The organism is Myxococcus guangdongensis, from assembly GCF_024198255.1.
Taxonomy (GTDB): domain Bacteria; phylum Myxococcota; class Myxococcia; order Myxococcales; family Myxococcaceae; genus Myxococcus; species Myxococcus guangdongensis.
Window position 1 is genome coordinate 368,762 of record NZ_JAJVKW010000001.1, and the last position, 22,746, is coordinate 391,507.

The 22,746-nt window shown below is 70.5% G+C and carries 19 protein-coding genes and 1 tRNA gene; 11 read left to right on the plus strand and 9 right to left on the minus strand.

The features are described 5' to 3' along the window. The first annotated feature begins 173 nt into the window (after positions 1-173). The 7 genes from LXT21_RS01535 (at position 174) to LXT21_RS01565 (ending at position 5,544) form a co-directional block, all read left to right on the plus strand. Positions 174-1,535 carry an IscS subfamily cysteine desulfurase gene (locus tag LXT21_RS01535; protein ID WP_254036913.1) on the plus strand — a complete coding sequence of 454 codons (1,362 nt, stop codon included), beginning with the start codon at positions 174-176 and terminating at the stop codon, positions 1,533-1,535. Positions 1,536-1,633: 98 nt separating this feature from the next. Continuing rightward, positions 1,634-2,035 carry a Fe-S cluster assembly scaffold IscU gene (iscU, locus tag LXT21_RS01540; protein ID WP_015351027.1) on the plus strand — a complete coding sequence of 134 codons (402 nt, stop codon included), beginning with the start codon at positions 1,634-1,636 and terminating at the stop codon, positions 2,033-2,035. Between the two features lie 46 nt (positions 2,036-2,081). Then, a complete protein-coding gene (locus LXT21_RS01545; protein WP_254036302.1) occupies positions 2,082-2,483 on the plus strand; it encodes a HesB/IscA family protein in 402 nt (133 codons plus the stop codon). 115 nt (positions 2,484-2,598) lie between these two features. Beyond that, positions 2,599-3,147, plus strand: a complete 549-nt coding sequence (gene hscB, locus LXT21_RS01550; protein WP_254036303.1) for a Fe-S protein assembly co-chaperone HscB — start codon at positions 2,599-2,601, stop codon at positions 3,145-3,147. After that, positions 3,144-4,988 carry a Fe-S protein assembly chaperone HscA gene (gene hscA / locus LXT21_RS01555; RefSeq protein ID WP_254036304.1) on the plus strand — a complete coding sequence of 615 codons (1,845 nt, stop codon included), beginning with the start codon at positions 3,144-3,146 and terminating at the stop codon, positions 4,986-4,988. Before hscB ends, hscA begins: the two co-directional genes overlap by 4 nt. Before the next feature lies 1 nt (position 4,989). After that, positions 4,990-5,367, plus strand: coding sequence for a 2Fe-2S iron-sulfur cluster-binding protein (locus tag LXT21_RS01560; RefSeq protein ID WP_046715064.1), 378 nt, complete (start codon positions 4,990-4,992; stop codon positions 5,365-5,367). 93 nt (positions 5,368-5,460) lie between these two features. Further along, positions 5,461-5,544 (plus strand) — tRNA-Leu (locus LXT21_RS01565). Between the two features lie 75 nt (positions 5,545-5,619). On the opposite strand, the gene LXT21_RS01570 is transcribed toward LXT21_RS01565, so the two are convergent. Continuing rightward, the gene (locus LXT21_RS01570; RefSeq protein ID WP_254036305.1) at positions 5,620-6,735 is read right to left on the minus strand and encodes a lysylphosphatidylglycerol synthase transmembrane domain-containing protein; all 1,116 of its coding nucleotides are present in this window, start codon (positions 6,733-6,735) and stop codon (positions 5,620-5,622) included. Next, complete coding sequence (locus tag LXT21_RS01575; RefSeq protein WP_254036914.1) at positions 6,732-8,279, minus strand: alkaline phosphatase family protein; 1,548 nt, start codon at positions 8,277-8,279, stop codon at positions 6,732-6,734. The genes LXT21_RS01570 and LXT21_RS01575 overlap by 4 nt, the downstream gene beginning before the upstream one ends. 182 nt (positions 8,280-8,461) lie before the next feature. Here LXT21_RS01575 and omp85 point away from each other — a divergent pair, with 182 nt between their 5' ends. From omp85 to LXT21_RS01590, 3 genes are all read left to right on the plus strand, one after another. Beyond that, the gene (gene omp85 / locus LXT21_RS01580; protein WP_254036306.1) at positions 8,462-9,634 is read left to right on the plus strand and encodes an Omp85 family outer membrane protein; all 1,173 of its coding nucleotides are present in this window, start codon (positions 8,462-8,464) and stop codon (positions 9,632-9,634) included. A 235-nt stretch (positions 9,635-9,869) separates the two neighbouring features. Then, complete coding sequence (locus LXT21_RS01585; protein WP_254036307.1) at positions 9,870-11,909, plus strand: RCC1 domain-containing protein; 2,040 nt, start codon at positions 9,870-9,872, stop codon at positions 11,907-11,909. 238 nt (positions 11,910-12,147) lie between these two features. Beyond that, positions 12,148-12,555, plus strand: coding sequence for a hypothetical protein (locus tag LXT21_RS01590; RefSeq protein WP_254036308.1), 408 nt, complete (start codon positions 12,148-12,150; stop codon positions 12,553-12,555). Positions 12,556-12,592: 37 nt separating this feature from the next. On the opposite strand, the gene LXT21_RS01595 is transcribed toward LXT21_RS01590, so the two are convergent. The 5 genes from LXT21_RS01595 to fni are packed head-to-tail and all read right to left on the minus strand — an operon-like array spanning position 12,593 to position 18,036. Continuing rightward, positions 12,593-13,672, minus strand: a complete 1,080-nt coding sequence (locus LXT21_RS01595) for a mevalonate kinase family protein (protein WP_254036309.1) — start codon at positions 13,670-13,672, stop codon at positions 12,593-12,595. Beyond that, positions 13,672-14,661, minus strand: a complete 990-nt coding sequence (gene mvaD, locus LXT21_RS01600) for a diphosphomevalonate decarboxylase (protein WP_254036310.1) — start codon at positions 14,659-14,661, stop codon at positions 13,672-13,674. Before mvaD ends, LXT21_RS01595 begins: the two co-directional genes overlap by 1 nt. An 8-nt stretch (positions 14,662-14,669) precedes the next feature. Next, positions 14,670-15,602, minus strand: coding sequence for a mevalonate kinase (gene mvk, locus LXT21_RS01605; protein ID WP_254036311.1), 933 nt, complete (start codon positions 15,600-15,602; stop codon positions 14,670-14,672). Between the two features lie 7 nt (positions 15,603-15,609). Further along, complete coding sequence (locus tag LXT21_RS01610) at positions 15,610-16,941, minus strand: hydroxymethylglutaryl-CoA reductase, degradative (protein WP_254036312.1); 1,332 nt, start codon at positions 16,939-16,941, stop codon at positions 15,610-15,612. Between the two features lie 36 nt (positions 16,942-16,977). Beyond that, complete coding sequence (fni, locus tag LXT21_RS01615; RefSeq protein WP_254036313.1) at positions 16,978-18,036, minus strand: type 2 isopentenyl-diphosphate Delta-isomerase; 1,059 nt, start codon at positions 18,034-18,036, stop codon at positions 16,978-16,980. 158 nt (positions 18,037-18,194) lie between these two features. Between fni and LXT21_RS01620 the strand changes: the two genes are divergently transcribed. Beyond that, complete coding sequence (locus tag LXT21_RS01620) at positions 18,195-18,605, plus strand: hypothetical protein (RefSeq protein ID WP_254036314.1); 411 nt, start codon at positions 18,195-18,197, stop codon at positions 18,603-18,605. Positions 18,606-18,649: 44 nt separating this feature from the next. On the opposite strand, the gene LXT21_RS01625 is transcribed toward LXT21_RS01620, so the two are convergent. Then, positions 18,650-21,100, minus strand: a complete 2,451-nt coding sequence (locus LXT21_RS01625; RefSeq protein WP_254036315.1) for a TonB-dependent receptor family protein — start codon at positions 21,098-21,100, stop codon at positions 18,650-18,652. Positions 21,101-21,221: 121 nt separating this feature from the next. Then, positions 21,222-22,688 carry an NHL repeat-containing protein gene (locus tag LXT21_RS01630; protein ID WP_254036316.1) on the minus strand — a complete coding sequence of 489 codons (1,467 nt, stop codon included), beginning with the start codon at positions 22,686-22,688 and terminating at the stop codon, positions 21,222-21,224. Positions 22,689-22,746: the final 58 nt, after the last annotated feature.

A 22,746-nucleotide genomic window follows, 5' to 3' on the forward strand; every position in this document is an offset into this window, starting at 1 on the left:
GCGGGTCTCTCGTGCGCCTTATGTTCGCTTGACCCGAGGGCACCCGATTTTATAATTGACCAGTCCGGTCCACATTCATGTGTGACGGTGTATGCCCGCCGCAGCGCGCCCCTGGGTGGCGCCGGGGTGCGGGGGCAGTCGCAAGCCCCTTCAGGAAGGTGTGGGACGCAATGGTGAAGCTGCCGATCTACATGGACAACCACGCCACCACGCCGATGGATCCGCGCGTGCTGGACGTGATGCTTCCCTATCTGCGCGAGGACTTCGGCAACGCGTCCAGCCGCAACCATGTGTTCGGCTGGAAGGCCGAGGCGGCGGTGAAGAAGGCCCGCCAGCAGGTGGCGGAGCTCATCGGCGCGACGGACCAGGAGATCGTCTTCACCTCCGGCGCCACCGAGTCCGACAACCTGGCCATCAAGGGGGTCATCGAGTACTACAAGTCGAAGGGTGACCACATCATCACCCTGAAGACCGAGCACAAGGCCATCCTGGACACCTGCAAGCGCCTGGAGCGCGTGCGTCAGGAGCGCCTGGACGAGCTCAAGCTGCTTCGCCTGTCGCAGCTCGCCGAGCGCGACGTGTCGCCCGAGGAAGTGGCGGAGCTGGCGGCGAAGCACGACGTGGAGAACGACGCGACGTACAAGAAGTGGGCGGACATGCCCACCGGCGGCGCGCGCGTGACGTACCTGGACGTGGAGCAGGACGGCCGCGTCAACCTGGAGAAGCTCGAGGAGGCGATGACGCCTCGCACCGTGCTGGTCTCCATCATGTTCGTGAACAACGAGATCGGCGTGGTGCAGCCGGTCGCGGAGATTGGCGCGCTGTGCCGCAAGAAGGGCATCCTCTTCCACTGCGACGCGGTGCAGGGCATCGGCAAGGTGCCCTTCGATGTCGAGGCCATGAAGGTGGACCTGGCCTCCATCACCTCGCACAAGATGTACGGCCCCAAGGGCATCGGCGCCCTGTACGTGCGTCGCAAGCCGCGCGTGCGCATCGCCCCCATCATCGACGGCGGCGGTCATGAGCGCGGCATGCGCTCGGGCACGCTCAACGTGTCGGCCATCGTCGGCTTCGGCCACGCGGCGCAGCTGGCGCGCGAGGAGCTGGCCGAGGAGTCCGCGCGAATCCTCCGGCTGCGCGAGAAGCTGCGCAAGGGCCTCACGGACGCGCTGGACATGACCATCATCAACGGCTCGCTGGAGCACCGCCTGCCGGGCAACCTCAACATCTCCTTCGCCCACGCCGAGGGCGAGTCCCTGATGATGGGCATCAAGGACGTGGCGGTGTCATCCGGCTCCGCGTGCACGTCCGCCTCGCTGGAGCCCTCGTATGTGCTGCGCGCCTTGGGCGTGGACGAGGAGCTGGCGCACAGCTCCATCCGCTTCGGCCTGGGGCGCTTCACCACGGAGGAAGAGGTCGACTACGTCGTCCAGCTCGTCGTGGACAAGGTGCGCAAGCTGCGAGACATGAGCCCGCTGTACGAGATGGCCAAGGAAGGCATCGACCTCAAGAGCATCGAGTGGACGGCGCATTAGCGCGCCTTCCCGGGCAGACAGGGGAGCGCATGGCTCCCCGGACGGTGGGCATTGCTCGCCGGAACCTTTGGTGAGAAGCATCGGTTGAAGGAGTTGGCATGGCTTACAGCGACAAGGTCATCGACCACTACGAGAACCCCCGCAACGTCGGGACGATGGACAAGGAAGACCCGAACGTCGGGACGGGTCTGGTCGGCGCGCCCGCGTGCGGCGACGTGATGCGCCTGCAGTTGAAGATCTCGGACGACGGCCTCATCGAGGACGCGCGGTTCAAGACCTTCGGCTGTGGCTCCGCCATCGCGTCCTCGTCGCTCGTCACCGAGTGGGTGAAGGGCAAGACGGTGGACCAGGCGATGACCATCTCCAACAAGGACGTGGCCCGCGAGCTGGCGCTGCCGCCGGTCAAGATCCACTGCTCGGTCCTCGCCGAGGACGCCATCAAGGCGGCCATCGAGGACTTCAAGAAGAAGCGCGCCGCGCGCAAGGCCCAGGCATCTTAAGTCCTGGGAGCACGGTGCTCTTCACATGACTCCAGGAGGTGAACCCATGAGCGAACAGGCGACCCAGCAGATGACGCCCGGCCCGGTGGCCACAGCGGCGCCCGTGGCCAAGGCCGCCCCCAAGGGCATCGTCGTGGCGGACAGCGCCGTGGCGCGGCTCAAGGAACTCCTGGAGCAGCGCCAGACGCCCGAGGCCGGCCTGCGGCTGGCCGTGAAGGGCGGCGGGTGCTCGGGCCTCCAGTACTCCATGGAGTGGTCCGAGAAGTCCCGCGAGCGCGACAAGATCTTCGAGCGGGACGGCGTGCGCGTCTTCGTGGACCCGAAGAGCTACCTGTACCTCATCGGCACGGAGCTGGTGTTCGAGCAGACGCTCATGGCCTCCGGCTTCAAGCTCAACAACCCCAACATCAAGGCCGCGTGCGGCTGCGGAGAGAGCTTCTCCGTCTGACGTGGGGACAGCCCTCGTCCCTCGCCTCGCGCGGGGGACCTTCAGTCACGCGGGGTCCGGCCAGCCGCCGGGCCCCTTTCGTTTATCCGCCCCCTGCCCCCATGGAGCACACCGAGTGAGGACCCACTTCGACGTCTTCGGGCTGCCGCGCGCCTATGACGTGGACGTGCCGGCGCTGGAGAAGCAGTACCGCGAGCTGTCGCTCCAGCTGCATCCGGACCGCGTGGCCCAGGCCGACGCGCGCGAGCGCCTCAAGGCCCTGGAGGGCACCACCGCCCTCAACGAGGCCTTCAAGGCGCTCAAGGACCCGGTGCGCCGCGCCTTCTACCTCTTGAAGCTCCACGGGGTGGACCTGGACCGCGAGGACGCGGGCGCGCAGAAGGACATGCCCCTGGAGTTCCTCGAGGAGGTCATGGAGCTGCGCGAGGCGCTCGACGCCGCGATGGAGAAGAAGGACCTGGCGCGGGTGCAGGCCATGGGCACCCAGGTGGAGGGGCGTCGCAAGGCGGCGCTCGACGAGGCGGCCGGTGCCCTGCGCGCCCTGGAGGGTGACGGTGACTCACAGGCTCCGGTGAGAAAGGCGTCGCATGCCCTGGGTCGGGTGCGCTACTTCACGCGCTTTCTCGAGCAGGTGGAAGCGTTCGAGGAGGAGAGTCTGTCGTGAGCAAGAACGGCTACCTGCAGATCCATGATCCGCTCAAGCCCAAGGGGCAGGCGGTGGGCATCGACCTGGGCACCACCCATTCGCTGGTGGCGGCGGTGACGCAGGGCAAGCCCCGCTGCGTCCCCGTGGACGATGGCGACTCGCTGCTCCTGCCCTCCGTGGTGCACTACGGCCAGGACGGCGGCGTGGTGGTGGGCGTCCGGGCGCGCGCGCTCGCGGCCTCGCACCCCACGGACACCATCGCGTCGGTGAAGCGCTTCATGGGCCGAGGCCCCGAGGACGCCGAGACGCGCAAGCTGGGCCACTACAAGTTCGTGCCCGGCGCCAAGGTGGTCCGCTTCGATGTCGCGGGCGGCAACCCGGTGACGCCGATTGAAGTCTCCGGCGAAATCCTGCGCGCCCTCAAGCGCCGCGCCGAGGCGCAGTTCTCCAGCAAGGTGGAGCAGGCCGTCATCACCGTGCCGGCGTACTTCGACGACGCCCAGCGCCAGGCCACCAAGGACGCGGGCAGGCTCGCGGGCCTGGAGGTGCTGCGCCTGCTCAACGAGCCCACCGCCGCCGCGCTCGCGTACGGCCTGGACAAGGGCAGCCAGGGCACCTTCGCCGTCTACGACCTGGGCGGCGGCACCTTCGACATCTCCATCCTCAAGCTGGTGGATGGCGTGTTCGAGGTGAAGTCCACCGGCGGCGATTCGGCTCTCGGCGGCGACGACTTCGACCGGGCGATCGCGACGAAGGTGTTCGAGGCGCTCGGAATCAACGCGCCCTCCCCCTCCCTGGTCGCCGAGGCGCTCGCGTCCTCGCGCAAGGCCAAGGAGGCCCTCACCGACGCGGGCGAGGCCACCGTCACGGTGGACGGACGCACGCACGCGGTGAAGCGCGCGGACTTCGACGCGTGGATCCAGCCGCTGGTGGCGAAGACGGGCATCGTCTGCCGCCGGGCGCTGAAGGACGCGGGTGTGGCGGCGGGTGAGCTGGACGGCGTCATCCTGGTGGGCGGCTCCACGCGCGTGCCGGCGGTGCGCCGCTTCGTGGCGGAGATGTTCGGCCGCGAGCCGTTGGGCGACATCGACCCGGACCAGGTGGTGGCGCTGGGCGCGGCGGTGCAGGCGGACCTGCTCACCAACGCGGACCGCCAGGACGAGGTGCTGCTGTTGGACGTGATTCCGCTGTCGCTCGGGCTCGAGACGATGGGCGGAATCACCGAGAAGCTCATCCAGCGCAACTCCACCATCCCCACCGCGGCGGCGCAGGTGTTCACCACGTTCAAGGACGCGCAGACGGGCCTGGACGTGCACGTGGTGCAGGGCGAGCGCGAGCTGGTGGAGGACAACCGCAGCCTCGCGCGCTTCACGCTCTCCGGAATCCCCCCGCTCGCCGCCGGCATGGCGCGCGTGGAGGTGCGCTTCCAGGTGGACGCCGACGGCATCCTCTCCGTCTCCGCGAAGGAGCAGAGCACGGGCGCCACCCAGTCCATCACCGTCAAGCCGAGCCACGGCCTCACCGAGGATGAAATCGAGCGCATGCTGCTCGACTCCATCGAGTACGCCGAGGACGACATCCAGGCCCGGCAGCTGCGCGAGCAGCGCGTGGACGCCGAGCGCGTGCTGGCCGAGGCGGACCGTCAGCTGGGCGAGCACGCCTCGCTGCTCCAGGACGGGGAGAAGGCCACCATCGACGCGGCCATCGCCCGCGTGCGCGAGCTGGCCCAGGGCAACGACTACCTGAAGCTCAAGGAGGCCGTGCACGCCCTGGACGAGACGTCCCGGCCCTTCATCGAGCGGGTGATGAACAAGGCCATCACCCAGGTGGTCGCCGGTCACTCGGTGGAGGAGTACTGACGTGCCCAAGGTCACCTTCAAGAGCCCGCTGGCCGAGGTCAGCGTGGACGTCCCCCCTGGGACCATCCTCCTGGACGCCGCCGAACAGTCGGGGGCCCAGGTGGGCCACAGCTGTGGCGGGGTCTGCGGCTGCTCCACCTGTCACATCTGGGTGCGCAAGGGCCTGGACTCGCTCAGCGAGCAATCGGACGCGGAGGCGGACCGGTTGGACATGGGGTTCGACGTGCGTCCGTACTCCCGGTTGAGCTGCCAGACGGAGGTCAGCCAGGAGGACGTGGTGGTCGAAATCACCGAGGAGTCCCTCACGGCCTTCATGGACGAGAACCCGGTCATCCGCCGGGCCCTGGAGGCCGAGGGGAAATGGCCGTTGAAGAAGTGAGGTTGTTACGTAGTTCTTGACGAGCCGGGGCAGGACACCTATATGTCCGCCCCATCGCAGCGGCGCCACGGCGCCGAGGCGGCGTAGCCACCTGCCCAGGTGGTGGAATTGGTAGACACACTAGATTCAGGGTCTAGCGCCTGCAAGGGCATGGAGGTTCGAGTCCTCTCCTGGGCACAAAGTTGATAAGGGGTCCCGGTTTCACACCGGGGCCCCTTTTCGCTTTTCAGGGGTCCGCGCTTCGCGCCCGGCTCACTGCGGCGCCGGCTCCACCGCTTCATGCGCCACGTGCTGCGCGGCCTCGCGCGCCAGGCTGCCGCCCTTCCTCAAGTCGCGGATGCGAATCTTCCGGATGTAGACGGAGACGGCGCCCACGCCGGCCTGGCTGAACACCGTGCCCAGGTGGGTGAGCGTGGCGAAGGCCGCCGCGTCCTCGGGGGTGGCGCCCAGACTGCGGGCCGCCCAGCTGGTGACGAAGTAGTAGATGCCCATGCCCGCCGGTACGCCTGGGAGCGCCTGCCCCAGGGAGATGGCGCCCAGCACCACCGCGCCCGCGAAGAGGCCTCCGGAGATGCCGATGCCGTGGAGCGCCATCCCGTAGGCCAGCGCCGACGCGAGCACCGGGCCCACCGAGAAGAAGAGCACCTTGCCCATGCCGATGAAGGAGCGCGCGGAGCCCAGCCCGTCGCTGACGTGGTGGAGGAAGCCCTCCAGCCGGGGGAAGCGGTGGCGCCGGTGCAGCGCGTTCGCCAGCGGGAGCGACCAGTGGGCCAGCAGCACCACGAGCGCGACGAGCCCCACGCACAGGGACACCGCCACCTCGAGTTGCCCCTGGAAGCGCGTGAGCGTGGAGCCGAAGGGCCCCAGCAGCGACAGCGTCACCAGCATCATCAGCGCGGCGAACTCCATCAGCTTGCCGACGGCGACGGTGCCCAGGCAGCGCAGGAAGGGGATGCGCTCGGTGCGCGACAGCAGGAACGAGCGGAGGATGTCGCCCAGCTTCCCCGGCAGCGCGTTGTGGACGAAGGCGCCGATGGCCACCAGGTGGTAGCGCTCGCGGAAGGGCACGCGCTTGCGCAGGGTGCTCTGCCACTGCACCGCGCGCAGCGGGATGATGGAGCCCTGCAGCAACACGAAGGGGAGCAGCCACACCAGGTGGCCGGGCAAATCCCTCAGGAAGTCGTCCAGCGGGAAGCGCGGCTGGAGCAGGGGGCCAGGGCCCTTCGGGTTCCAGTGGAAGAAGGCCGTGGAGAGCAGGACGACGGACAGCACCAGCCCCACCACGCCGAGCAGCACCTTGGGCAGGCTGAGGCCCCGCGCGGACGGACTGGGCCACGCGGACTTCGAGCGACGCGGCGGGGCGCTCATTGCACCCACCTCAAGCGAGGCGCCTGCCGCACGTAGACCTCCGCGAGCCGGTCATGAAGCTCCGCGCAGTGCCCCAGTCCGGACAAGTCCACCGGCGCGTCCGCGGGCCAGCACACCAGGCTGTTCGCCTCCGTGCGTGTCAGGCCTCCGTGCGAGCCGAACTCCCACGCGAAGCCCACCGTACCGCCCCGTCGCACCGCTTCGCCGAAGACGACCAGGTCTCCCGCTGTCTTCATCGCCGGCAGTCCTCGCAGGAAGTCCGCCACCGCGCGTCGGCTGAATTCGGGCGACAAGGGCGCGCGCTCCACCTCGTCCGGGCCGTACACGCCGCCGCGTATCACCGCGACCGCGGAGTGCCCCCGTCGCAGCGCGACGATGCCGATGTCCTCCGAGCGCGTGGCGCGGGCCAGCACCTGCGGATGTCGCGCGAGCAGCTCGCGGGCCTCCAGCGGCTCGCGCGCGCCGGAGAGATAGACATGCGCGAAGTTGCCGCACTCGACGATGACCGGCTCGAAGGACGCTCCCGCCACCGCATCCAGCGGAGGACGACCGTCGCGCAGCCCACGCACCACGCCCTCGGCCAGCGCGCCGGGCGGGCCCTCGAGGAGCAGCGACTCCAGCCGCCGCCCCTGGCGCTGCTCCAGCGGCAGGCTGTCCACATGGCCGTGGTCCGACAGGATGACGACGTCGTAACGGCGCTCCACCGATTGGGACATCGCGTAGAGGTCCTCGAGGTACGCGTCCACGCGGTGCAGCTCCGACAGCGCCAGCTCCGAGCGGGGACCCCGGCGATGCGCCACCTCGTCGTAGTTGCCGAACACCAGGTAGATGGCGGGCACGCCGCGCACCATGTCCACCAGCGCCTTGGTGTACGCGAAGCTCCAGCCCAGTCGCTGGAACAACACGCGGCTCATGAGGAAGGACTGCTCGTGCCGCCAGTCGTGCAGCGCGTGGGCCCAGTGGGCCACCTCGCGCGCCGAGCGCCACGTGTCCATGCCGAACGCGCCGAGGAAGTCCCAGAGGCCCCGCGTGCGCCCCGCCGACAGGCCCATCATCTCGTACGAGAACGCGCGCGACATCTGCTTGAAGCTCGCCAGCGTGCTCATGCTGAGCGCGTTCTCCGCACCCGCGCGGAACAGCGAGAAGTAGCCGTGGCCACCTCCGTCCAACAGGCTCTCGCGCCCTCGGCCCCGCAGGCGCTCGTCGATGAGGTGCGCATCCGTGGGCGTGTTCATCCGCACCTGTCGCCCCAGCTCCCTGTCGAACCAGGAATATGCGGGCAGGTTCGAATTCCTCAGGCCGTATAGGAGCCCCGCCTGGAAGTACGGCGTGGAGGTGGGTGCGCCCCAGAAGGCGTCATCCAAATGAAACATGCCGGAGCGGATGAGTCGTGAGACAAACGGGAGCTTGCCGGCGACAATCGCCTCGTCCAGCAGGGCCTTGGGTACGCCGTCGAGGTGGATGAGCAGCAGGTTTCTGCGCCGATGCGCCGCTGCGGGCGGAACTTTCGCTCCAATCCGCCGCGCGAGCCCATGGGCCCACATCCAGGACGCCGGAGTAATCACACCACTCACGTTGACGCCTCCCCTCCCTCACCCGCCAGAATGAGCACTCGGGGGGACGGCCGCCTTCAGTCGAAGGCAGCCCTCCTGGAAAGCAGGCGGGCAGGTAGCGCCGTCCTTCTGTCGGGATGGTTCCGACTCAGAGAGACGTCACCACGGTCCCCATGCTCCTTCCCGCTGTCCTCCTCGTCATGCTCGGCGCCGCTCCGGTGAAGTCGCCTCCCCGGCCAGCGCCCGGGCTGCCGCAAACGAAGGCGGACTCCGGCTCGGACATCATCGCCCTGCCGATGATGACGTTCAGCTCGGACCACGGCATCAGCTACGGCGCCGTCGGTGGCATCTACCTGTACGGCCCCGGCAAGACGCCGTACGCGCACGGCATCGGCGCGCAGGTGCTCTTCAGCAGCCGCGGCGTGCAGAGCCACTACGTGCGCTACGACGGCCCCCGGCTCATCGGCCCGCTGCGCCTGGAGGCCGGCCTGGAGTACCGGCGCGAGATGAAGAGCCCCTTCTTCGGCGCGGGCAACCTCTCGGCGCCCGACTTCCGGGGCGACCTGGACAGCGAGCGCTACACCTTCGACAAGGGCGCGCCGGGCGGCTGGTTCCGTCTGCGCGGGCGGCCCTTCGGCCCCACCCACCCGCTCCAGTCCTACGTGGGCTATGCGCTGCGCTACACGAGCGTGGACACGTACGACGAATCGATGCTCAACCAGCAGCGCCCGCTGGGCATCGAGGGCGGCATGACGGGGCAGCTGCTCGTGGGCGCGCTGTGGGACACGCGCGACGACGAGACGGACCCGCTGGAGGGCGGCGTGGAGGAGATCGCCCTGCGCGTCTCCGGCATGGCCACCGGCAGTCGCTACCAGTACGCGGGAATCACGTTGAGCGAGCGGCGCTACCTCAAGCTGTCGTCGCGGCTGACGCTGGCGCAGCGGCTGACGTTGGACATGCTCTTCGGCGAGGTGCCGTTCTTCGAGTGGAGCAACACCGGCGGCGTCAACGTGTCGGAGGGCATCGGCGGGATGAGCAGCGTGCGCGGCATCGAGCGCAACCGCTTCTCCGGCAACATCAAGGCCTTCAGCAACACGGAGCTGCGCTTCCACGCCGCCAACCTCCAGGTCTTCGGCAAGAGCATGAAGGTGGGCGCGGTGATGTTCCTGGACCTGGGCCGCGTGTGGCACCCCGGCGTGCCGGACGGCAAGTGGCACGAGTGGCACCCGGGCATCGGCGGGGGCCTGCGCCTCATGCGCCGCGCCGCCGTGGTCCGCATGGACTACGCGCGCTCCACCGAGACGGGACGCCAGCGCGTCTACATCACCTTCGGCCACATGTTCTGAAGCGGCCCGACGGCTGCGCCACGCGAAATCAACACCGCCTGTCTTGCGTGTGCCGTCCCTGTTTCCCGATGATTCGCGGCCGTTGTCGGGGAACCAGGGGGAACTACACATGCATCGCGCCGCAACGCCGCGTCCGGTCGTCTGGCTGAGTTTGTGCGTCGGGGTTTGTCTCGTGGCGGGTTGTGAGCCGCGGGAGACTTCCGCTCCAGAGTCCTCGGCCCACGAAGCCGCCCTCGTGCGCACGAAGCCGAAGGCACGTCTCGCCGCGGGAAGCAGTCACTCGCTGGCCATCCGCCCGGACGGCACCGTCTGGGCCGCCGGGGCCAACAACCAAGGGCAGCTCGGCCACAGCCTGCCGCGCTACACCTCCACGCCGCTGCAGGTGCCAAGACTGACGGGCGTCACCGCCGTCGCCGCGGGCTCGTACTTCTCGCTCGCGCTCAAGTCCGGCGGCAGCGTGTGGGCCTGGGGTGACAACCGCGAAGGACAGCTCGGCGATGGCACCACCACGGACAGCGCGGCGCCGCTCCAGGTGCCCGGCCTGTCGGGCGTGGTGTCGCTGGCGGGGGGCTTCTGCCACACCGTCGTCGCCAAGGGCGACGGCACCGTCTGGACGTGGGGCTGCAACACGTGGGGGCAGCTCGGTGACGGAACCACCACGCCGCGCACGGCGCCCGCGCAAGTCCCGGGCTTGAGCGGCATCGTGGCCGTCGTCACGGGGCAGGAGCTGTCCCTGGCGATGCGCTTCGACGGTACGCTGTGGGCGTGGGGCACCAACGCCTCGGGCATCCTCGGCGACGAGACGGTCGACTCCAGCCCGACGCCCGTCCAGGTACAGGGGCTCACCGGGGTCACCGCCGTGAGCGCCGGCACCTTCCACGTGGCCGCGGTGAAGTCCGACGGCACCGTGTGGGAATGGACCAGCAAGTACTTCCCCATGACGCAGGTCGCGGGCATGAGCGGCGCCACCGACGTGGCCGCGGGCGGCTATGCCACGCTGGCGCTGCGCTCCAACGGCACCGTCTGGGCCTGGGGCGACAACAGCGCGGGCCAGCTGGGCACCGGCGACAAGGTGCTGAGCAACGCGCCCGTGCAGGTGGTGGGGCTCACGGGCGTGACGGCGATTGCGTCGGGCGAGGAGCACTCGCTGGCCATCCGCTCCAACGGCACGCTCTGGGCCTGGGGACACAACCGCCACGGACAGCGCGGAGACGGCGCGGCCACGCGTCAGTGGACACCCGTGCGGACGCAGGGGCTGAGCGGCGTGGTGTCCGTCGCCACGGGGGCGATGCACTCGCTGGCGGTGCGCGACGACGGCACCGTCTGGGCCTGGGGCGACAACCGACAGGGTCAGCTCGGTGACGGCACCCGGACGCAGCGCCGCGTTCCGGTCCAACTGCCGGGCCTCAGCGACTTCCGGTCCGTCGAGGCCATCGGAGACTCCTCGATGGGCGTGCGCTGGGATGGCACCGTCTGGATGTGGGGCAACGGCACCCTCACGCCCGTGCGGCGGCAGGGTCTGGCGAACATCGTGGCCCTCTCCCCGGGCGGCGGCCACACCCTCGCGCTGGACGCAGATGGCTTCGTCTGGAGCTGGGGCAGCAACTGGGCGGGGCAGCTCGGCAACGGCACCACGAATGATTCGTACACGCCCACCCGGCTCACCACGCTCGAGGGCGTCGTCGACCTCTCCGCCGGCGCCAGCCACTCGCTCGCGGTGCTCAACGACGGCACGGTGTGGAGCTGGGGCGAGAACTCCTCCGGACAGCTCTGCATCGGAACGTCGAGCAACCGCACGAGCCCGACGCAGGTGAGCGGGCTCGTTGACATCACCTCCGTGGCGGCGGGCTCGAACTACTCGCTGATGGCGAGCCTGACGGGGACCGGCTGGGCCTGCGGTTATGGCGCCTCCGCCTCGCTGATGAGCAACGACTGGCGCTCCACCCGGACGCCTCGAGTCATGGCCGTCGAGGGCGTGCTCGACGTCGTCGCGGGCACCTCCGAGTCCATGGCGCGGACAGCCTTCGGCACCCTGTGGATGGGCGGCTCGAACGAGTGGGGTGAGCGCGGCGCCGGCCATGAGAACATGCCCCTGCTTCCCAACCAGGTCGTCGGACTCACCGGCGGCGTGCAGGCCATGGACACGGGTGTCCACCATTCGCTGGCCGTGGACAGCGAGGGTGTCCTCTGGGCCTGGGGCAACAACTGCGACGGCCAGCTGGGTGACGGCACCGCGTTCGACGCGCTCGTGCCCGTCCCCTCGCTGTTGTACTGAATCCACGAGAGTCACGACGCGCGCGTGCTCCCCGCAGAACACGCGCGCGCCATGACGCCGCGCGCTGTCTTCAACGCTGCGAGTCAAGCGTCACGTGAGGCATGACAGAACCATGACAAAGGCATGGAGTCGTCATGGACCTTCCGACACCACCCCCGCTGTAGGTTGGCTGCATTCGCTGACCTGCAACGGGGCTTCTTCCATGCGTGTCATCTCCCCTGGCCTCCTCGTGGCGGCCGTGTCGGAACTCTCCTTGTCGCGGAGCGCGAAGCTGGTCCGGCTCAAGGACGTCATCGCCTGGTGTGAGTGGAACGGCGTCGACTACGAGGGGACGGGCGGCAAGCAACAAGCGCTGTGGGACGCGGACCGTGCCGAGGCCCAGGGCCAGCACCGGCTGCTCAAGTTCAAGAGCGGCGAGTGCAAGCAGTCGCGCGCGGGCTGGGCGCTCATCGCCCACGGCGAGAAGGCGCGCGAGGCCGCCTCCCAGCTGGGCTGGCGGGAGCAGCTGTTCGACGGCGAGAAGTGGGACTGGCTCGGCGGCAGCGCCCCCGTGGTGGCCCGTCGCCCCAACGCTCGCCGGGCGAGCGCGAGCAACGAGCCCACCCAGGAGCTCCTCGACGAGGGGCCGCGCCTCTCCGTCGGCTGATCCACGAGGGGCCCACTCGAAAGGCCCTCACGTGACGTCAGACGAGCGCGTCCACCCAGGCCCGCAGGCGCGCGTCCAGGTACGCCTCGCCGCGGACCCCGGGCTCCGGCTCCAGCAGCAGCGTGTGGAAGCCGCGTGACTCCAGGCCCTCGCACAGCTCGGCGCGGACCTCCACGTCCGGCGCGAAGAGGATGCAGCCATCCCCTCCGCCCGCGCCAGACAGCTTCCCGACACAGCCGTAGGCCGCCGCCAGGGACAGCACGCGGCGCATGCCTTCCGTCTCCAGCGGGCCCAGCTCCAACAGCAGCGCGTGCTGGGCCTTCACCGCCTCGGAGAACGCCCGGAAGTCCCAGCCGGCGAGGCCGTCCTCCACCGCCTGCCCCACCGCGTCCGAGCGCGAGACGAAGGCCTGACGGCCCAGCTCCTCCAGCCGCGCCTCCACCTGGCCGATGAGCACCCGCGTGGACGCGCTCTCGCCCGTGAAGGCATACGCCATGGGCACCCGGGGCGGCGGCAGCCGCCAGACGTCGACGGATGAGGACTCCGTCATCGCCGCGCTCAGCCGGCCGCTGTTGCTCGCCTCCACCAGCGCCGACACGTCATAGCGCCGGTAGCGCAGCACACCGCCCGCGAAGCTCGTCGCCACGTCCCCGCCGCTGCCCTTGCCGCCCTGCCCCTGCGTGTGCGCCAGCAGCGCCAGCTTCAGCGCGTCATAGCGCTCGTCCAGCACCCAGCGCGCGCCCTCCGCCGCCAGCACCGTGGCGCAGGCGCTGCCGCCCATGCCCAGCTTCTGGCCGTTGGGGCCCACCGCAGAGGGGGCCACCGCGAAGTCGAAGCCCTGGCTGGCCCGGCCGTGCGCGCGCAGCGCCTCGTCCAGCGTGCGCGCCACGAAGGAGAAGCCCGCGGGCACGTCCCGCTCCCAGCGGACTCCGCGCGGCGTCATGCTCCCGGCGAGCGTCCCCTCCTCCAGGCAGACGTGCACCCGCGCGTCCTCGCGCCGCCGGACGTAGGCGTGCGTGCGGGGCGCCACCGCCACCAGCCGCGCCACCCCGCCCCACAGCACCGCGTACTCGCCAGAGGCGAACAGCTTGCCCGGGGCCGAGAGCGCGCGCTCCATCAGAACAGGTGCTCCGTCTTCACCGTCGCGTCGCCACCGGGCACGCAGCGAATCACGTCCAGCGCGCCGCACGCGCGGGCCAGCGCCTCCGCCGCCACCTCGTTCGCCGCGTCCGTCAGCAGCACCGGGTTGGGGCCCGCGTCCAGCGTGAACCAGACGGGCACGCCCTTCTTGCGGTGCTCGCGCAGGTGGTGGATGAGCCCCACCGTGGCCGCGTTCAGGTAGCAGAGCGGGGGCTCGGCCGCGAGCGACGTGGAATGCATCCGCCACGCGTTGCGCTCGCACATCTCGCCCAGCGCCTGCAGGTCGCGGCGGGCGATGTACTCGCGCGCACGGGGCACCTCCGCCTCCGCGTCCTTCACCCAGGCCGCGTAGTAGGGACTGGTCTCCACCGCCTGCTTCATCCCGTCGCGCGACTTCACGTCCTTCTCGCCGCGGTCCAGGATGGCCACGACCATCCTCAGCTCCGGCCAGTGCGACGCATCGAAGCGCTGCACCGCGAAGCTGTCCTCGCCGTCCGGACGCTCGCCGCGCTGCCACTCGCAGAAGCCGCCCTGCACGCTGCGGCACGCCGAGCCGCTGCCCAGCCGGGCCAGGATGCTCTCCGCCTTCGTGTCCCGGGGCAGGCCCGCCGCCGCGCGTCCCGCCACGGCCAGCGCGGCGAAGCCCGCCGCGCTGCTGGCGAGCCCCGCCGCCATGGGGAAGTCCCCGCGCGAGACGACCTTCGCCGGGCCCAGGGACTTGTCGCCGGCCTGCGCGCGCACCGACTCCAACAGGCGCAGCACCCGCTCGCGCTCGCTGCCCTTGGCGACGTGGCCGTTGAGCTCCACCGCGTCGGTGGGGACGCCGAACTCCACCGTCGTCGTCACCGACAGCGGGGAGAGCGTCAGCGACAGGCTGGACTGGTGCGGCAGGATGAGGGCGTCGTCCCGCTTCCCCCAGTACTTCACCAGGGCGATGTTGGGATGCGCCAGGACAGTGGCTTTCATGGGGACACTCAAGTCGCTCGCGGACCCGCGAGCTGGCTGCTGAAGCAGCGCACGCCGAGCCGGGTGAGCTGGTCCACCGCGGGCTCGGGTTCGAGGAACAGACCGACCACGGCCCCGCCGTCCCCACCGGCTCCGGTGAGCTTGGCGCCCAGCGCTCCCAGGCCCCGCAGTCGGTACACCATCTCTTCCAATGCCGGCGAGGACAGGCCCAGCGCCGCCAGCAGGCCCTGGTTGACGTTCATCGCGTCGCCCAGGCCCGCCAAATCCCCCGCCTCCACCGCCCGCGCGCCCTCCGACGCCAGCTTGCCCATCTGCGCGAAGAGGCGCTGGTAGCGCTCGGGCCAGCGCGCCTGCCGCTCACGCAGCGCCCCGACGGTCTTCTTCGTGGGGCTGCGCTCACCGGCCAGCGCCACCACCACGCGCAACGGGCGCGGACTGGCCACCACCTTGCCGCGCCCCGTCTCGGAGGAGCCCGGCGCGCGTCGGTACAGGAGCAACCGCTCCTCGGCGCTGGTGGTGTGGTCCACGCCCGAGGGCGTGCCGTGGAACTCCTGCTCCATCTCCCACGCCAGGCGCGCGGCCTCCTTCGGCGTGGGCTCCCGGCCCGCGGCGCGCAACAACATGCGCGCGCAGGCGACGGACACCGCGGCGGAGCTGCCCAGCCCCGCGGACAGGGGCAGCTCCGGGTCCAACGACACCTTCACGGGAGGCTCGCCCACCAGCTTCGCCGCGCGCAGGAAGGCGCCGGTGAGCTGCGAGCGCTGCGCCCGGCTCATGGTGGCCGGGAGCGTCAACTGACACTTCCGCGCCGGCACGCCCCGCGCCTTCACCCCCTGCGACAGCGGCCCCGCGAGCGCGGGGTGGCCGTACACCACGCTGTGCTCACCCAGCAGGATGACCTTGCCGGCGCCGAACGTGGACAGTGGGGGTGAAGTGGCCACGGGCGCGCTAGAGGGTGGTACCGGTGGTGGCGGCCTTGGCGTCCTCGGCGGACAGGCTGGCCAGGATCTCCCGGGCCTTCTCCACCTTCACGTGGCCCGCCTTCACCAGCAGGTCCGCCAGCTTCTCCACCCAGTCGCCGCGCGCGCCGGCCGTCACCGCCACGCACCGCGCATGCAGCGCCATGTGGCCCTTCTGGATGCCGATGCTGCCCAGCGCCCGGAGCGCCGCGAAGTTCTGCGCCAGGCCCACCGCCGCGAACACCATGGACAGCTCACGCACGCCCGAGGCGCGCAGGAGCTTCATCGCCATCTGCACGCCGGGGTGCACCTTGATGGGGCCACCCACCATGCCCAGCGCCATGGGCAGCTCGATGCGGCCCACCAGGTGCCCCTCCTCCAGGTACCAGGTGGACAGCGGACGGTACTGGCCGTTGCGGCAGGCGAAGGCGTGCGCGCCGGCTTCGATGGCGCGCCAGTCCTGGCCCGTGGCGATGGCCACCGCGTCGATGCCGTTCATCACGCCCTTGTTGTGCGTGGCCGCGCGGTACGGGTCGGCCTCCGCGAAGCGGCTGGCCTGGGCGATGCCCTCGGCGATGATTTCGCCCGGCATCTCGAAGTCCGCCAGCGCCGCCAGGGGGATTCGGCACGTCGCACGCGCCAGCCGTCGGTCCGCCAGGTTGGAGAGGATGCGCAGGTACACCTTGCCGCCGGTGATCTGCTCGACGAGCGGCGCCACGCCCTCCGCCACGGTGTTGATGAGGTTGGCCCCCATCGCCTCCTGCGTGTCGATGAGGATGTGGACCACGAGCAGCGGCTCGCCTCGGGGGCCCTCCGGGGCCGGCAGGATGCGCACCTCCACGTCCCGGGCACCGCCGCCGCGCGCCACCATGGCCGGGTGGAAGCTGTTGGCCAGCGCCAGCAGCTGCTCCTTGTGCGCGAGGATCTTCTCGGCGGCCTCCGTCGGGTCGCCGAAGCGCGTCACCTGGATCTGGCCGATCATCATCGACTCGTCCGCCTCGGCGCTGAAGCCACCGTTCTCGCGGACGATCTTCGAGGCGAAGGACACGGCCGCCACGACGGACGGCTCCTCCACCGCCATGGGCACCAGGTAGTCGCGCCCGTTCACCTGGAGGTTGAGTCCCAGGCCCAGCGGCAGGGAGAACGTCCCCACCGCGTTCTCGATCATCTGATTGGCCAGCACCGGCTGGAGCGCCTCCGTCCCGCGAAGCTGCTCCAGGTCCCCGGGCGACAGCCGGAACATGCGGCCGAGCTGCGCGAGGCGCTCCTCCATCGGCAGCTTGTGGAACCCGGATAGCCGGGACGTCACCGTCTCAGACATGATGAATCTTCCCTCTTCCTGCGTTGGCGGTCCCCACTACAGCGCCGCCAGCCAATCCTTCAATACACCCGTCACCACCCGCGGCCGCCGCCTCAGCTCAGCGCAGCTTCTGCTTCCGGTGAGCACGAGCGCCTGACGGAGCCCCGTCAGGATGACCTCCAACGCCTGCTCGGCCGCCGCCACCCCGCCCGCCTGATGCGCCCGGAACAACGGCAGGGCCATGCCCGCCACGTCCGCCCCCAGCGCCAGCACCTTCGCCGCCTCCAACCCCGTGCGGATGCCCCCGCTGCCCACCAGCCGGACATCCGGCCCCACGGCCCCGCGGACCGTGGCCACCGCCGCCGCCGTGGGGATGCCCCACGCGCTGAATTCCGCGCCCACCTGGGCTTGTACGCCCGTGGCCCGAAGTTGTTCCACCCGGACCCACGACGTGCCGCCCAGCCCGGACACGTCGATGTTGCGCACACCCAACTCCACCAGCCGCCGCGCCACGTCCGGGCCGATGCCGCACCCGGTCTCCTTGACGAGCAGCCGCTCTCCCAGCGCGCTCACCAGCGACTCCACCACCGCGTAGCCGCCGCGGAAGTCCCGGTCGCCCTCGGGCTGGGTCAGCTCCTGCCCGGCGTTGAGGTGCAGGGCGATGCCGTCCGCGCCGATTCCGTCCATCAGCCGCCGCACGCCGTCCACGCCCAGCCGCACCGCCTGGTACAGGCCGATGTTGCCCAGGAGCGCCACCGTGGGCGCCACCTGCCGCACCTGGAACGAGGCCGCCCGCGTCGCGTCCTCGGACATGGCGCGCTGGCTCCCCACGCCGAAGGCCAGGCCGTGACGCTCGGCCACCAGGGCCAGGTCGCGATTGACCACCCCCGCGCGCTCGGTGCCGCCCGTCATGCCCGTGACGAGCAGCGGGTGGCGCAGCTGCTTGCCCAGGAACGGCGTGGACAGGTCCACGTCCTCCACGGACATCTCCGGCATCGCGCAGTGGACCAGGTGGACCCCGTCCAGCAGGGTGCTGTTCTGGCCGGGCTCCACGTCACCGGTGGCGCAGAGGTCGAGGTGAGCGTCCTTGCGCCGCGCTGTGATGTCCTCGACCATGTGGAGTGGGTCCGTCCCGCGTGCCCGACTGGGCGGAGATGTGGGCAAGGCTCGAGTTACCTAGCAAGCGCCGGGGGAGGGGTGCAAGCCAAAGGGCCGAGCGGTCGCGGAGGGCATGCCAATGGACGAAATCCACTGCGGGACAGTATGAGGCCCGCATGAGCGCCCCCGCGTCGCCCAAGGTGGTCGTCTTCCTTCACAGTGGAGACTACGACCGCGTCCACCAGGGCCTGTCCATCGCGGCGGCGGCGACGGCGTCGGGACGGCGCGCGGAAGTCTATCTCTTCTGGTGGGCGCTCGAGCGGTTCCTGAAGGACGCGCTGGATGAGCCGGACTTCGTGGGCCGCGAGGACATCGCCGACCGCTTCGAGTCCCGGGGCATGCCCACGCTGCGCGCGCTGCTGGAGCACCTGACGGAGTCCGGGCTGTGCACGCTCGCGGGCTGCACGGGCTCACTCGGCGCGCTCGGCGGCGAGGCGCTCACCGGGGACAGCCGCATCCCCCTCTGGCTGGGCTGGAGCGCCATCCTCCAACGCACCGCCGGGGTGACGGACCGCTTCTACCTCTAGGTCCGCCCCGGGAGTCACGGCCCGGGGCGGGACCTGCCCCAGGCTCAGTGCGAGAGCTTGAAGCCCAGGATGACGGTGCGCGGCGCGTTGGGACGCGCGCCGTACGGCCGGCGGGAGGCGATCTCCACCGTGTCGAGGATGTTGCGCGCGCTCAGGTACAGCTGCCCCCAACGCGAGAAGTTCCAGTTCGCGTTGACGTCGAACGTCAGGAGCGAGCCCGTCAGCTCTCCAGCCGGCGCCTCACCCTGCCCCGCCTTCTCGCGCATCGTGTCGATGTAGAGGGCGCTCACGGCCACGCCGCCCAGACGCCCCTCGACGCCCACGGACGCGGACAGCTGGTGCCGGGGCACGTACGGCAGCTCGTCGCCAGCCTTCACGTTGCCGAACTGCGGGTCCGCGGACTGGAAGTCCTCGAGCAGCTCCGTGCGCGTGAAGGTGTACGACGCCGTGAGCGGGAACGTCAGGCCGCCGCCGGGACGGAAGACCTTCTCCGCGAAGACCTCCAGGCCGTAGATGTGGGCGCGGCCCGCGTCCGTCTGGCGGTCCAGGTCCTGGTCCACACAGCCGCTGGAGAAGGTGCAGATGGCGGTGAGGTTCGAGTAGTCGTTGAAGAAGCCCACCACCTCGAAGCGCTCGCCGCGGCGGGTCCACCGCGCGCCCGTCTCGTAGTTGATGCTCCGCTCCGCGCCCACCGAGTCCGGCTGACCGGGCGCCGGCGGCGAGAAGCCCCGGTACGCGCCGGCGAAGAGGCCCAGGTTCGGCGTCAGCGCGCCGAAGGCGCCCATGCCAGGCATCAGCACCTCCAGCGCGCCGTTCGTGTCCTCTCCGCTGATCCGGTCGTACGAGCGGGAGCGGATGACCTCCAGGCGCACGCCGGGCGTGAGCACGAGCGGGCCCCAGGCGATGGCGTCCGTCACGTGGAGCGCGAGCGCGTGCGTGGCGTCCTTGTTGTTCGCCGTGGTGGACGTGGCGGTGTTGGTGGCGACGAGCTCGCCGCCGGCCATGCGGAACGCGTCCTCGGTGTGCAGCCGGTCGATGCTGTCGAAGTGGAAGCGGGCGCCGATCTCCAGGTTGTGGCTCAGCGGCCCCGTGGTGGTGGTCCACCGCGCGACGCTCTGGACGCCCTGGGAGACGAAGGTCCGGTCATTGGGGCCGATGAAGAGCAGCTCCTGCGAGGACGAGCTGTCGAGCTGGCCGGTGAGCACCCCGTAGTAGATGGAGTTGCGCGCGCTGGTCGGGTCCGCGAGCACGGTGGCGATGGAGGCGCCGCCCAGGCGGTTGATCTTCCTCCAGGCGCGGCTGAGGTCGTGGCGGTAGGCCGTCGTGGTGATGGCCAGCGAGCCCGCCTCCAGCACGTGGCTGACGGCCACCTGCGTGCGGTGCCACTCCATCCGGTCCAACGCGCTGGAGGCGTAGCGGCGCAGCGGGTTGGCGCGGAAGTCCTCATCGGACAGGCCGAGGTAGGTCTCGTTGGAGACCTCGTCGGAGTAGCCCAGCTTGATGTTCAGGCTCTGGCGCACCTCGCCGTCGGGCACCAGCCAGTAGCGGCCCTTGGCCATCCACTCGTTGCGCCGGAAGCCCGTGGTGCCGCCGCCGTCCAGCTCCTTGAAGCCGTTGCTGCGCAGGTGCAGGCCCTCGAGGAGGAAGCCCGCGCGCTCGGTGCTCGCGCCGAAGACGCCGTGCGCCTTGCCGTACAGGTAGCCGCCGCCGGCGATGTCCAGCCACGCGGACTCGGAGGCGGGGATGTCGCGGGTGATGAACTCCACGGAGCCCGCCACCGTCTGCGGCCCCTGCTGGATGGCCGAGGGGCCCTTGAGCACGCGCACCGACTGCATGCGCGTGACGAGCGGGAAGAAGTAGGCCGCGGGCGCGCTGTAGGGCGCCGGGCCGAAGAGCACCCCGTCCTCCAGCAGCGTCACCTTCTTGCTGCGGTCCGGGTTGACGCCACGCAGGCCCACGTTCGGCCGCAGCCCGTAGCCGTCCTCGCCGCGCGCGTAGACGCCGGGCACCGTCATCAGGACCATGGACGGGTCATCGCGCTTGAAGCGCTCCAGTTGGGACGGCTTGAGGACATGGACCGAGCCGCTCGTGCGCGTCTCCGACGTCCCCACCACCACGCTCTCGAACTTGCGCTGCCCGGGCTCGGGCGTCAGGTCCGGCGACGCGGGGGGCACCTCGCTGGAGGCTTGCGTCGGCGCGTCACCTGGAAGCCCGGGCACCGGCTCGCCCGCGGCCTGGCCCGCCGCGGCGTCCGAGGACTGGGGGGGCGTCGCTGAGTCCACCGAAGTCGCGGGGGCGGACTCGTGCTCGGAGCCCTGCGTCGCGCCCGCTTCCGGAGCCATGGGGCTCGTCGGCGTGTCCGTCGGAGCGGGGGCACCCTGCAAGCCTGCTTCCTGCTGCGCGCGCCCTGCCGTGGGGGCCGCGACGATTCCCACCAGGAGCACCGGGGCCGCCCAGCCTCGTGCCCGCCTCAACCTGTCCTTGAGCCATGCCATCTGCGAAGTACGCCTCTATCCCGATGCTGCGGTGGCACTGCGTCAGACGCCAGGAGCCGGGGCGAGCGGGCCCGGACATGGACCCACCTCCCCGGCTCCGGGACTGACCCCTTCTACGTGACTACTTCTCGACCGTGGCGGCCACGACGATCTTGCCGTCGGACTGGACCACGATGCCGCGCACCGCCTCCTCCGTCTTGCCGACGGAGAAGTTGTGCTTCACGACGCCGCCCGTGCCGAACGTCGTGTCCAGCACGCCGGCCGTCGTGTAGCGCGCCACCATCAGGCGGTTGTCGCCGCCCTCGGTGACGAAGCCCGCCGCGTAGATGCGGTTGGACGCGTCGAAGGCCACCGACCAGAAGCGGTCGTTCTCCGTCTCGGAGATGGGCGCCGCGACCGCGACGTCCGCGCCCGGGTTCGCGCCCACCGGGACGATGACGAGCACGCCGTCGTCGTCGTTGTCGCCGCCCGCGCGGTAGCCCGCCGCGGCCACCCAGTTGCCGTCCTTCGACTTCGCCACGCCGAAGAACGCCTGCTCCGGGCGCTCGAAGTCGTACAGCTTGTAGCCGTCCGCGCCGAGCTGCGTGGTGGGCACGCCGTTCTTGTCGGTGATGTGGATGAGGCCGGCGATCTTCTGCGCCGCCGGCGTCGCGCTGCCCACCGTCACCACGCGGTCATCGTTGAGGACCACCAGGTTGCGGCCGCGGTCGTTGTCGCCCACCAGGTCCAGCAGCACGACGCCGCCGGTGCCGAACTCCATGTCGCGGTCGCCGTTCGCCTTGTACTTGAAGTTCACCATGTCCACCGCGCCGGAGGACGCGCTGCGGCCGTAGCCCGTGGTGACGTAGCTGCCGTCGGAGAACTGGCCCGCCGTGTACGCCTCGGCCATGCCCCACTCGGGGTTCACATCGCTCACCCGACCGAACGGCGCGTTGTTGACCACGCCCTTCCAGCCGAAGCTGTTGTCCGGCTTGCCCGTGTCGTCCAGGCGCAGCAGGACGATGCGGTTGGCCGCCTGGGTGCCCACGCCCGTCGGCTGGCTGGTGTAGCCCGAGGCCAGGATCTTCCCGTCCGCCTGCACGATGCCGTTGCGCGCGCCGTCGCTCAGGTTGGAGATGTTCAGCGTGTGCACGCCCTCGGTCGCGAACGTGGTGTCGCGCGCGCCGTTGGCCGTGAAGCGAACCACCACGCGGTCCGCGTCCACGCGGTCACCCTCGCCGCGGCGAGCGCCGAAGACCACCAGACGGTCCGTCGCATCCGCCGCCACGCCCCACACGGAGTCACGGGCGCCGCCCGGCACCACCGTGCTCAGGTCCAGCCGCGTCGTGCCGCCCGCGCCGAACGTCGTGTCCACCGCGCCGTCCGCGTTGAAGCGCATCAGGCCGATGTCGCTGTCCAGCACCGTGGTTCCCGGGCCCGCGTCAGGCGTGCCCGAATCCGGCGTTCCCGAGTCCGGCGTGCCGGAGTCCGGGGTCTGCGGCTGGGGCTGCTTTTCGTCGTCGTCGCCGCACGCGCTGCCGAAAACGGCCAACGACGCCGTGAGGAATGCTACGCCGACGAACTTTCTCTGCTCACTGCTGCGCTTCATGATGGCCCCGCTCCCGGGTGGTGGTAATACTTTGAAACCTGCTAATGAGAATCGTTCT

Excerpts from the sequence above, each read along its gene's own strand:
- LXT21_RS01630 (WP_254036316.1), bottom strand. The coding sequence starts at position 22,688 with ATGAAGCGCAGCAGTGAGCAGAGAAAGTTCGTCGGCGTAGCATTCCTC.
- omp85 (WP_254036306.1), top strand. The coding sequence starts at position 8,462 with ATGCTCCTTCCCGCTGTCCTCCTCGTCATGCTCGGCGCCGCTCCGGTG.
- LXT21_RS01545 (WP_254036302.1), top strand. The coding sequence starts at position 2,082 with ATGAGCGAACAGGCGACCCAGCAGATGACGCCCGGCCCGGTGGCCACA.
- LXT21_RS01625 (WP_254036315.1), bottom strand. The coding sequence starts at position 21,100 with ATGGCATGGCTCAAGGACAGGTTGAGGCGGGCACGAGGCTGGGCGGCC.
- LXT21_RS01610 (WP_254036312.1), bottom strand. The coding sequence starts at position 16,941 with ATGTCTGAGACGGTGACGTCCCGGCTATCCGGGTTCCACAAGCTGCCG.
- LXT21_RS01570 (WP_254036305.1), bottom strand. The coding sequence starts at position 6,735 with ATGAGCGCCCCGCCGCGTCGCTCGAAGTCCGCGTGGCCCAGTCCGTCC.
- LXT21_RS01575 (WP_254036914.1), bottom strand. The coding sequence starts at position 8,279 with ATGTGGGCCCATGGGCTCGCGCGGCGGATTGGAGCGAAAGTTCCGCCC.
- LXT21_RS01620 (WP_254036314.1), top strand. The coding sequence starts at position 18,195 with ATGAGCGCCCCCGCGTCGCCCAAGGTGGTCGTCTTCCTTCACAGTGGA.
- mvaD (WP_254036310.1), bottom strand. The coding sequence starts at position 14,661 with ATGAAAGCCACTGTCCTGGCGCATCCCAACATCGCCCTGGTGAAGTAC.
- iscU (WP_015351027.1), top strand. The coding sequence starts at position 1,634 with ATGGCTTACAGCGACAAGGTCATCGACCACTACGAGAACCCCCGCAAC.
- fni (WP_254036313.1), bottom strand. The coding sequence starts at position 18,036 with ATGGTCGAGGACATCACAGCGCGGCGCAAGGACGCTCACCTCGACCTC.
- LXT21_RS01595 (WP_254036309.1), bottom strand. The coding sequence starts at position 13,672 with ATGGAGCGCGCGCTCTCGGCCCCGGGCAAGCTGTTCGCCTCTGGCGAG.